Here is a 9,674-nt window from a genome sequence, read left to right as displayed (position 1 = left end):
GCCTGCCTCGGACCGGGCGCGCGCCGCCTCCGGGTCGTCGAGCACCGCCGCGATCGCGGCTGCGAGCGAGTCCCGGTCCGGGCGCGGGAGGAGGATCCCCGCCCGGCCGTCCGCGAGCACGTCCCGCGCGGCGCCCACGTCGGAGGCCACCACCGGCACCCCGAACGCGAGCGCCTCCAGGAGCACGATCCCGAAGGTCTCCAGCGCGGAGGGGAAGACGAACACGTCGGCCTCCTCCCACCGCTCGCGCCAGGCCGGCGTGTGCGCGGCGACGTCGCGGTGCACGTGCACCCCCGGCTCCGGGGACACCGGCGAGCGGGTCACCAGGTGCAGGTCGCAGCGGTCCCGCAGGTGCTCGCGCCAGCACTCCAGGAGGAGCGGTCCCCCCTTGCGGCGGAAGTCGCCGCCCAGGAAGAGGACCTGCGGCCGCCGCCCCGGTGCGCGCCTCCGCGCCCGCCCCGCGGGGGGGAGCGCCAGCGACGGCGGGAGCCTGTGGACCCGCGCCGCGTCGATCCCGTAGTCCTCCACGAGCGAGCGCGCCACCGGCTCGGACCAGGCGAGGAGCGCCCGCGCCGCCGCCAGGAGCGCCCGCTCCCGCCCGCGGATCGGCGCCAGCGTCAGCGGGAGGAGCGCCCGGCTCCCCCCGTTCGGGGCGAACCACCCGGTCCGGGAGAGCTCCTCGAAGGTGGCGTCCAGGCAGACCAGGACGGGGAGGTCGGCCGCCGTCTCCACCATCTCCAGTCCCACGCTCTGCGTGTTCACCACGACCGCGTCGATCCGCTGGCGGCGCCGGAGCGCGTCGAGCTGCCGCCGCGCGTGCAGGCTGGCCGCTCTCCGCCAGCGCGCCGGGTGGAAGTCGAGCCCCCAGCGGCGCAGCCCCTTCACCGACGCGTCGCCCCAGCGCGCCAGCGAGGGCGGGAGCGGCGTCGCGTCGATGCGGTGCGGGACGATCCCGAGCTCCGGGCCCTCTTCGAGCGCGCGGACGAAGGGGAGGAGGTACGAGCCGTGCCCGAGGGCGTTCTCGTTGACGAAGGCCACGTGCATCATTCGGCCACCGCCTCCGCGTACGCGTCCTGGTAGAGCGGGAGCACCCGCTCCGGCGCGAACTCCGAGCACGCCCGCTCCCGCGCCCGCGCCCCCAGCGAGCGGAGCAGCCCGCGGTCGCGGTGCCAGCGCTCCAGCACCGCCGCCGCCGCTCCGGGCTCGGTCATGTCCACGCACTCGCCGCCCTCGCCGACGATCCACCGCGTCACCGGGAAGGTGTGCGCCACCACCGGGAGCCCGCTCGCCATCGCCTCCAGGAAGACGATCCCGAACGGCTCGCGGAGCGCCGCGTGCACGAAGACGTCGGCGAGCCGGTACCAGCGCGGCATCTCTTCCTGTGGGATGCTGGTGAGGGCGTGCACCCGCCCGCCGAGCGCCGCCTCCGCCCGGCGGGTGAACTCCGCGAGCTGCCGCGGCGTCGCCTGCCCCAGCACCACCAGCTCCGCCGGCACCTCCGCGGGGAGGCGTGCCACCTCCTGCACCACCCAGTCCAGGCGCTTGCTCCCCTCCGGAGAGAAGTCCCCCACGGCGAGCACCACCAGCCGGTCCGCGGCGATCCGCCCCCCGAGCAGCTCCGCGCGCGCGGCGGCGCGGTCCGGAGCCGGGTGGAAGCGGCGGACGTCCACCATGTGGGGGATCACCGACCACCCGCGCGTGTCGACACCCTCCGCGTCCGCCTGCTCGCGGTAGTACGGGGCGAGCACCTGCACCCGCTCGAACCGGCTGCACCATGGTGGCCCAAGGAGGAGCCCGTCCTTGTAGATCACCCGCGGCCCGCCGGGGCCCAGCGTGCGCCTGAGCCGCAGCGCCAGGTCCGGGTCGGCCACGTGCACCAGGTCGAAGCGCCCGCGGCGCAGCCTCCGCCGGAGCCCGAGCACGAAGCTGCGCTGCTCCAGCAGGTACCTGCGCCCCCAGGACATCCAGCGGGCGAGCAGCGCCGAGTCGCGGGCGACGCTGGGGACGTGCACGTAGGGACACGCCGTCTCCAGCCGCGGCGCCCCCCCGAAAAGCACGACGTCGGTCCCGGTGGCGTGGAGCCCCTCCGCGACCGTCTGCGCCCACGTCTCGTTCCCCCGTCGCACCCGCCCCAGTCCGGAGCAGGCCAGGGCCACTCGCACCGCCACCCCCGCCGTCAGTCCCCGGAGCGGCCCCGGAGGCACTCCCAGCCCCAGGGCGCGAGGCGCCGCCGGACCCGCTCGGGGTCCACGCTCGCCACGTAGTTCTGCGCCTCCACCATGCGCAGCGGCGGCACCGGGTCCGCCGCGGGGCGGACGGACGGCCCGCGGAGCTGCGGCCGGAGCGAGAACACGGTGTATCCCCGCTCCTCCAGGAACCGCGTGACGGGGGTGGGATACTCGCCCTCGTCCTCGAAGACCACGTCGCGGATGCGACCGTCGCGGAGGAGCCCCTCGGCGCCCCGGAGGACGTTCAGCTCGTAGCCCTCCACGTCGACCTTGAGGACCCCGATCCGCTCGTCCGCGCCGAAGACGTGGTCCAGACTCTCCAGCCGCACCGGGATCGTCCGCCCGGCGGGCCCACCCTCGGCCTCGATGCGGGAAAGGCCCCGGTTCCCCTCGAAGCTGTCGGCCACGCTCAGCATCGCCTCCCCGGGCGCGTCCCCCACCGCGGCCGGATGGGCGACGACGCGGGCCAGCCCCGGCCGTCCGCTCCAGCGGGCGAGGTTGCGCTCCAGCTCCGCGAAGAGGACCGGGTGCGGCTCGAACGTCTCCACCCGCCCCCGCTCGCCGGCCCGGACGGCCAGGACGCTGGTCATGTAGCCGATGTTCCCGCCCACGTCCACCGCCAGCTCGCCCGGCTCGGCCAGGCGCCAGAGCGTCTCGGTGACGGAGAGCTCGAACACGCCGAGCGCCCAGAGGAGACGGCCGATGGTCTCCCCCGGGCGGATCTCGATGGGCAGCCCCCACGGCAGGACGAGCGTCGCCACTTCCGGCGCGGGCGCCCCCAGGCGCTGCAGCCGCCGGTAGACCTGCACGGGGCGGAAGAGGTACTCCGGCTTCCAGACGTTCGCGAGACGGACCATGCGCTCCCTGGTTCGATACGGAAAAGACCGGGCCGGCCCGCCGCCGCTCCGTGCGGCGCGGACCGCGCCGCCCTGCTCAGCTCCAGACCTGCCGGATCGCGACTTCGGAGACGTCCAGGTCGCGGGAGGTGTACCCGGCCTCGCGCAGCACCCCGGCGACGTCCTCCAGGCGGACTCCCTCCGGCTGGAAGAGCGGGTGCAGCTCCAGCATGACCGTGGGCCGGAACTCACGCAGCGTCTCGCGCATCCCCTGCACGACGTAGAGCTCCGCCCCCTCCACGTCCACCTTGACGAAGGTGGGGCGGATCCCCATCTCGGCCACCAGGGTGTCCACCGCCACGGTACGCGGCCCGTCCCCCGTGCCCGCGCCGCTCCCGACGCGGGGGTGCATCTCCTCCCCCAGGGGGAAGGTCACCTCGGCGGGGCGGCCGTCGCCCACCGGCTTCGGCAGCGCGGAGATCGCCAGCCGCGGGAACGCGGCGGCCAGCACCGACAGGTTGTGCAGCAGGCTGGGGTACGCGGACAGGTCCGGCTCCAGCGAAACGAACGAGTCGCCCGGCCGCGCCTTGGGCGCGAGAAGCCAGGAGTACCAGCCGTGGTACGCCCCCACGTCCACGAAGTCCCCGCCCTCGTACGCGGCGTACGACTGCAGCGACTCGGCGCGCGTGGCGGCCTGCGACTCCCAGTGCTCGAAGAGCCGCGCCACCCGGCGCGGCACGACGAAGCGGGAGCCGTCGGACAGCTCCACCCGCCGGGGGCTCTGGTCCAGGAGCGCGGTTCCCATGGCGCTCTTCCTGACCGCCCCCATGACGGCCGATCTCATCCGGTGCAGCATCCTTGTCCGTGTCCGTGGTCTCGCTAGCGGCCGCGCGGCGCGCCGACCAGCTCCCGGTAGAGCGTGAGACCGCGCTCGGCCACCTGCTCCCAGGTGAAGAGCGCGCGCACCCGCTCCCGGGCGGCCTCGCCCATGGCCCGCGACAGCGCCGCGGAGGCGACCAGCTCCTCCGTCCGGGCGCGGAGCGCCGCGGGATCGTGCGGGGGGACGACGAAGCCGGACTCGCCGTCCGCCACCAGCTCGGGGAGGCTCCCGGCCCGGGTGACGATGACCGGCTTCCCGGAGCCCATCGCCTCCAGCGTCACCAGCCCCAGGAGCTCCGAGGTGTCCGCCTGCCCCGGTGCCACCGGGAGCGAGGGCTGCAGCACGACGTTCGCACCGGCGTACTGGCGGGCGAGCTCCCGGTCGTCCGCGTCCAGGAAGAAGCGGACCCGCTTCCCCCGGGCGGCGCTCCGCAGGCGCTCCAGGTACTCCGCGTCGTACGGGCGCCCCACCACGTGCAGCGGGGTCTCCGGGCCCAGCGCCTCGATGAGCTGGAGAACCCCCTTGTGCGGGAGGAGGCGCCCGACGAAGAGCGCGTACCCGCGCGGCTCGGTCTCCGCCCCACCGAACGCCTGCAGGTCCGCGCCCCCGTACAGGATCGTCGAGGGCTGCGTCCAGCCGGCGAAGAACCCCGCCGCGTGCCGGGAGAGCAGCGCGAGCCCGTGCGCCCGCCGGTTCAGGCTGGCGCGCGGGTGCAGCTTCTGCAGGTAGGTGCTGGGCGAGGGGCCGCCCCCGCCCACGTCGGTGAGCACCACCTTCCGCCCCCGTGCCAGCGCCGCTACCGTCAGCAGGTCGGTGGCCGGGGTCGGAAACACCATCGAGTGGACGACGTCGTGTCCCGCGAGCGCCCGCCACAGCTCCCGGGTGAGCGGGAAGCCCCAGCGCGTGCCCAGCGGGCCGAGCGGGAAGGTCCGCACCTCCAGCCGCCCGTGCGTCTCCACGGCGGGCACCGCGTCGAAGAGCGCCAGCGTGGTCGGGGTGAGCTCGGCGAGGGCGCGGGCGTACTCGAACGCGTAGCGCTCTCCTCCACCCACCGTCCGGTCCCGCGCCAGGTACGACGCGGGGAGGATCAGCACGCGCGGCTGGGTCCCGCCCGTCCGCCGCGTCCGCACCGCGGGTGCGCCCTGGATGGCGCTGGCTGCCGTGCTCATGCGGCGACTCGATCTCCCTGCGGGTCCGTTTCCCGGGCGTCCACCCGGCACCCCCCGCGGCCGCGGAAGAACCGGCTTACCCTAAATCCCTGAAAGATATAGCTGCAATGCGGAGCCGTCCAGTCGGCCCCTCCGGCGCCGGCTACGCGTACCCCGCGAGCGGCGCCGAGGCGGCCTGCGCCGACAATCCCCGGCGGGCTCCCTCGGCGGGGCGGAAGACGAAGTTCTCGCCGTCCGCCTCGCCCGACGCCCCCACCGGGGCGAGCCGGCCCTCCCGGACCCGGAACGGAGCGTAGCCGAGGGCGTCGAAGAAGGCGAACACCCCGTCCCGGTTCTTCTCCTTCACCTCCAGGAGAACGACGGGCTGGTTCTCGCGCAACGTCCGCTCGGCGCCCCGGAGGGCCGCCGGCTCGTGCCCCTCCACGTCCATCTTGACGAACGACACGCCGCGGAAGCCGAACGCGTCCAGCGGGCGGACGGGCACCCGGATCACCTCGAAGTCGTGGGCGCCCGGGAGGTTGTCGCGGTCGAAGCTGGCCCAGCCGGGCTGCCGTACGCCGTTCACGATGGGAACGAACAGCTCCGTCTCTCCCTCCGTGCACGACACGGCCACGTTGCGGATGGCGACGTTCCCGGCCCCCCAGGCGCGCAGCGGCCCCAGGACGGCGGGGTTGGGCTCGAACGCCTCCACCCGGCGGAAGAGCTTCGCCAGGTGGTAGGCGTAGTAGCCCCGGTTGGCGCCCACGTCGAGCGCGAGCTCGCGCCGCCTCCCGGCGAGCGCGTCGAGCAGGAAGATCTCTCTCTCCAGGCGGCCGGCGAGGCGCTCCCGGAGGATCTCGAAGGGGAGCGCATACCTCGGGGGGAGGAGGCGCTCGACGGGGCGCACCAGCGCGCGGGCCGCCCGCTGCACGATGACGGACATCTGTGGACCGAGGAGGATGGCGTGTAGCGGGTCCGCGCCGGGCGGCGCGGACCGAAAGGCTCATGGACCGACGCGGGACCCCGAGACGACGGAGACGACGGAGCGGGCCATGTCCCGCCAGGTGTGGGCGCGCAGCTCCTCGCCGAGGGGCCGGAACGCGCTGCGCCAGCGCTCCGGGTCGGCGCGCCAGCCGCGCAGGCGGGCGACCATGTCGTCCACGTCCGCCGGATCGGGGAGGACCATCTCGCGCAGCGCCTCCGGGTAGCGCTCCGCCACCCCGGCGTGGGCGCTCACCAGCGCGGGGACGCCCCGGCAGACCGCCTCCTGCACCGCCAGGCCATAGGCGTCGTAGCGGGTGGGGCTCACCAGCAGGTCGGCCGCGGCGAGGAGGTCGCCCACGCGGTCGGTGAATCCCAGGAGGCGGACCCTTCCCGCAAGCCCGCGCCGCTCCACCTCCCCGCGCCAGCGCTCCAGCCCCCGACCGCCGCCCGCCGCCACAAGCTGCCCGTCCCACGCGGGGTCGGCGCAGAGACGCGACCACGCCTCCAGGAGGAGATCGAATCCCTTGCCCCGGTCGTGCCCGAGCGCGCCCACGAAGGCGGCCACCGGCCGGTCGCCGGCGAGCTCCAGCCAGGCCCGCGCGGCGGCGCGCTCGTGCGGCTGCACCAGACCCCACGCGGGGTCCGCACCCAGATAGACGACGTGGACCCGCTCCGGGTCAACTCCGAGGTGGCGGACCAGGTCGCGCCGGGTCTTCTCGGAGTTGGCGAGGACCACCCGGGCCTCGCCGACGACGCGCCGCTCCCTCCGGCGCGCGGACGACTTCATCAGGCGGTTCTTGGCCCGGAACCAGGCCGGGGCGCCCTCGTCCACGCAGGGCCAGGCATGATGGACGCTGTGGACCCAGTTCACGTCGGGCCAGCGGCAGTTCCCTCCGTTCACCAGCACGCGCGCTCCGGGGTGCTCGCTCGTGACCCGCCGCGCCACCGCGCGCCCGGCGCGCTCCAGCAGCCGCTCGCCCACCAGGAACGAGCCGGCCGGGCGGGGGACCCGGTGCACCACCGCCCCGGGGCGGTCCGCCAGGCGCGCGTCCACCTCGTGCCCCACCATGTGCAGCGGGACCCCCTGCTCCAGGAGGTGCTCGGCCAGCGCCGCGTTGGCCTTTTCCATCCCACCCCGCTGGTGGAAGCCGGTGGCGACCATCACCCACGGGTCCCGCCCGGCCGCGGACTCAGGCATGGGCCCGGACCAGGGCGCCGCTCCCCGCGGCGGGGCCGGGGGGAGCCGCCGGCTCCTCGACGGTACCGGGAGCCTGCCGGACCGAGATCCACCCCGTGCTCAGCAGGAAGATCAGGGTGAACGGGACGGAGGTCAGGAACCCGATGCCGATGAGCCCCTGCGCGAAGTATCCGGCGCACGCCCACCAGGCCAGCCGCCGCCCGAATGCCCAGCGGTCGGTGGGGACGGTGGTCCGCCGGGTGAACACCCAGACGATGAAGCAGACCCAGAAGAAGAGCCCCGGCAGCCCCAGCTCGAGCACGAAGGTGGCGTACTGGTTCTCGATCCCGATCGGGTCCCGGATCAGGTGCTGGAGGAAGTACGGCATGCTCGTCCCCCCTCCCCCGAGCCCGTTCCCCATCGGGTAGCTGAGCGCCCGGTCCACGAAGCTCTCGTTCACGCTGACGTAGATCCGGTTGAAGATCGCCTCCGGCCCGATCGTCATCAGCCTCTGGAACAGCCGCTCGTTGCTGGCGACCACCCATCCCAGCCCGCCCAGCATCACCACCCAGACCACGCGGCCGATGGCGCCCATCTTTCCGCTGAGCAGGCTGATCCCCAGCAGGACCAGGAGGATGAGTATGTGCGTGCGGGAGGCGGCCAGGAAGACCCCCAGGACCGAGGCGACCATCCCGGTGCTCAGGAGCCACCTCCGCAGCGGCGACCCGCCCTTCTGCACCCACGCGCCCAACAGGAGCGGGAGCGTGATCGCCATGGTGGCGCCGTACGCGCTGGCGTTGGGGAAGATCGCGGGGATGCGGAAGGCGCCGAGCAGGTCGCCCGTGGTCTGGATGTCGTTGCTGCGGTAGATCAGCTCGGTGACGGGATTGCGCGGATAGAACCTCTCCAGCCCGAAGACGAACTCCGCCGCCGCGAATCCGAGCGCCACCAGGTTGAGCCCGGCGAGCCAGAGCGCCAGCCGGTCCATCTCCGCATTGCCGAGCCTCGCTCCGAACACCAGGAAGGGGAGGAGCAGGACGTGCGCGCGCAGCCCCACGAGCTGCACCATCGGGTCCTGCGCCGGCACCAGCAGCAGGAACACCGGCCAGAAGGCCAGGAGCGCCACCCAGTGCGTCAGGCTGCGGACCCGGTCCCGCTCCTCCGGGGGCATGGGCCGCAGGAGCTGCGTGATGAAGAACGCCAGCACCGCGGCGTCGAACATGAAGTACGAGATCGTGTTGGGGACGTTCGCCCGGACGATCCCGAAGAAGTATCCCACCACGACGAGCGCGACGATCCCGGCCAGGAGGGAGCGGCGCCCCGCCAGGTAGGTGGCGAGAAACCCCGCCGCGCAGAAGACCAGCGCTACCATCGAAGCTCTGAACCCGGGGCGCACCAGAGCTGGTGCGGCCACGCGTCCAGCGGCTCGCCCGGCTCCAGGGGCCGCAGGAGCTCGCGAAGGCTGCTGGCCCGGCCGTACGCCGCGGCCCGGGTGACCGCCGGGTCGTGGCTCACCGTGTACCCAGTGTATCCCGCGGAGCGCAGCGTGTCCACGAGCGCGTCGGTCGAAGTGCCGTGCTCCGCCAGCTCGACGGGGTGCAGCTCCACGAGCAGGCGCGCCACCCGCCCCCCGCGCAGCGACTCTTCCAGCCCGGCGAGGGCGGCGCCCTCCGCCCCCTCGATGTCCATCTTCAGCAGGTCCACGCGCCGGATCCCTTCCTCGTCGAGAATCCGGTCCAGCGCGTCGGCCCGAACGCGGAAGGTCCGCCCGTCCGCCGCGGCGTCGGGCACGATCCGCGACACCCCGAAGTTGCCCGCCGCCTCGTCGAACCCCGCCAGCGCCAGGATCCCCGGCCCGCCGGCCGCGGCGAGCTGCCGCAGCGTCACGTGCCGCAGCCCGTTGCGCGCCACGTTGGCTTCGAGCACGGGGAAGAGCCTGGGGTCCGGCTCCAGGGAGAGCACCCGCCCGCCCTGTCCCACCAGGCTGGCGGCCAGCAGCGTGAAGTATCCCCAGTTGGCGCCCACGTCCACGAAGGTGTCGCCCGGGGCGAGGAGCGCCCGCACCAGCGCCGTCTCCTGCGGCCCGTACAGCCCGGTGAAGCAGACCTCGCGGGCGATGTCGTCGCGCAGGTCGCAGAGGTACGTCCCCCCGCCGAGCTCCACCGGCATCTCCATGAGGAAGGGCGGCGCGGCGTCCCGCCCGATCCGCTGGATGGCGCGGTAGCGGCCGGCCGGGAGCCGCCGTACGACCGAAGCGACCATGCGCACCCAGACGGGCGCGGGCCGCGGACTCTGCTGGTTCAAGCCGGATCCTGTAATGGTGCGCGGGATGATTGCTCCGCGGCGGCGCCCGGCCGCGCGGCGGGGGCGGCGCCGGCCAGGACGCGCCGCAGGCGGGGGAGCTGGAGGGCGGGATCGCAC

General features: G+C 74.5%; 9 protein-coding genes. All 9 read right to left on the bottom strand.

Annotation, left to right across the window (positions count from 1 at the left end):
• On the bottom strand, positions 1 to 1,047 hold a 1,047-nt coding region (locus tag VGR37_25165), incomplete at its 3' end, for a glycosyltransferase family 4 protein (protein ID HEV2150713.1).
• Positions 1,044 to 2,126, bottom strand: coding sequence for a glycosyltransferase family 4 protein (locus VGR37_25160; GenBank protein ID HEV2150712.1), 1,083 nt, complete (start codon positions 2,124 to 2,126; stop codon positions 1,044 to 1,046). The genes VGR37_25160 and VGR37_25165, both read right to left, overlap by 4 nt.
• A 50-nt stretch (positions 2,127 to 2,176) precedes the next feature.
• Positions 2,177 to 3,085 (bottom strand): FkbM family methyltransferase, encoded by a 909-nt coding sequence (locus tag VGR37_25155; GenBank protein ID HEV2150711.1) that lies wholly within the window; start codon positions 3,083 to 3,085, stop codon positions 2,177 to 2,179.
• 76 nt (positions 3,086 to 3,161) lie between these two features.
• Positions 3,162 to 3,908, bottom strand: coding sequence for an FkbM family methyltransferase (locus VGR37_25150; GenBank protein HEV2150710.1), 747 nt, complete (start codon positions 3,906 to 3,908; stop codon positions 3,162 to 3,164).
• A 35-nt stretch (positions 3,909 to 3,943) separates the two neighbouring features.
• Entirely contained in the window at positions 3,944 to 5,113 is a 1,170-nt protein-coding gene (locus VGR37_25145) for a glycosyltransferase family 4 protein (protein HEV2150709.1), read from the bottom strand.
• Positions 5,114 to 5,255: 142 nt separating this feature from the next.
• A complete protein-coding gene (locus tag VGR37_25140; GenBank protein HEV2150708.1) occupies positions 5,256 to 6,035 on the bottom strand; it encodes an FkbM family methyltransferase in 780 nt (259 codons plus the stop codon).
• A gap of 60 nt (positions 6,036 to 6,095) precedes the next feature.
• The gene (locus tag VGR37_25135; protein ID HEV2150707.1) at positions 6,096 to 7,274 is read right to left on the bottom strand and encodes a glycosyltransferase family 4 protein; all 1,179 of its coding nucleotides are present in this window, start codon (positions 7,272 to 7,274) and stop codon (positions 6,096 to 6,098) included.
• Positions 7,267 to 8,625, bottom strand: a complete 1,359-nt coding sequence (locus VGR37_25130; GenBank protein ID HEV2150706.1) for a hypothetical protein — start codon at positions 8,623 to 8,625, stop codon at positions 7,267 to 7,269. The genes VGR37_25135 and VGR37_25130 overlap by 8 nt, the downstream gene beginning before the upstream one ends.
• Positions 8,619 to 9,557: an FkbM family methyltransferase gene (locus tag VGR37_25125; GenBank protein ID HEV2150705.1), complete on the bottom strand. Its 939-nt coding sequence runs from the start codon at positions 9,555 to 9,557 to the stop codon at positions 8,619 to 8,621. Before VGR37_25125 ends, VGR37_25130 begins: the two co-directional genes overlap by 7 nt.
• Between the last annotated feature and the right edge of the window lie 117 nt (positions 9,558 to 9,674).

The organism is Longimicrobiaceae bacterium, from assembly GCA_035936415.1.
In the GTDB taxonomy this organism is placed as follows: domain Bacteria; phylum Gemmatimonadota; class Gemmatimonadetes; order Longimicrobiales; family Longimicrobiaceae; genus JAFAYN01.
This window is presented reverse-complemented; position numbering and strand designations above follow the sequence as displayed.

What these genes read in the sequence shown, in the direction of transcription:
- VGR37_25140 (HEV2150708.1), bottom strand. Translation starts at nt 6,035, where the DNA reads ATGTCCGTCATCGTGCAGCGGGCGGCCCGCGCGCTGGTGCGCCCCGTC.
- VGR37_25135 (HEV2150707.1), bottom strand. Translation starts at nt 7,274, where the DNA reads ATGCCTGAGTCCGCGGCCGGGCGGGACCCGTGGGTGATGGTCGCCACC.
- VGR37_25145 (HEV2150709.1), bottom strand. Translation starts at nt 5,113, where the DNA reads ATGAGCACGGCAGCCAGCGCCATCCAGGGCGCACCCGCGGTGCGGACG.
- VGR37_25150 (HEV2150710.1), bottom strand. Translation starts at nt 3,908, where the DNA reads ATGAGATCGGCCGTCATGGGGGCGGTCAGGAAGAGCGCCATGGGAACC.
- VGR37_25155 (HEV2150711.1), bottom strand. Translation starts at nt 3,085, where the DNA reads ATGGTCCGTCTCGCGAACGTCTGGAAGCCGGAGTACCTCTTCCGCCCC.
- VGR37_25130 (HEV2150706.1), bottom strand. Translation starts at nt 8,625, where the DNA reads ATGGTAGCGCTGGTCTTCTGCGCGGCGGGGTTTCTCGCCACCTACCTG.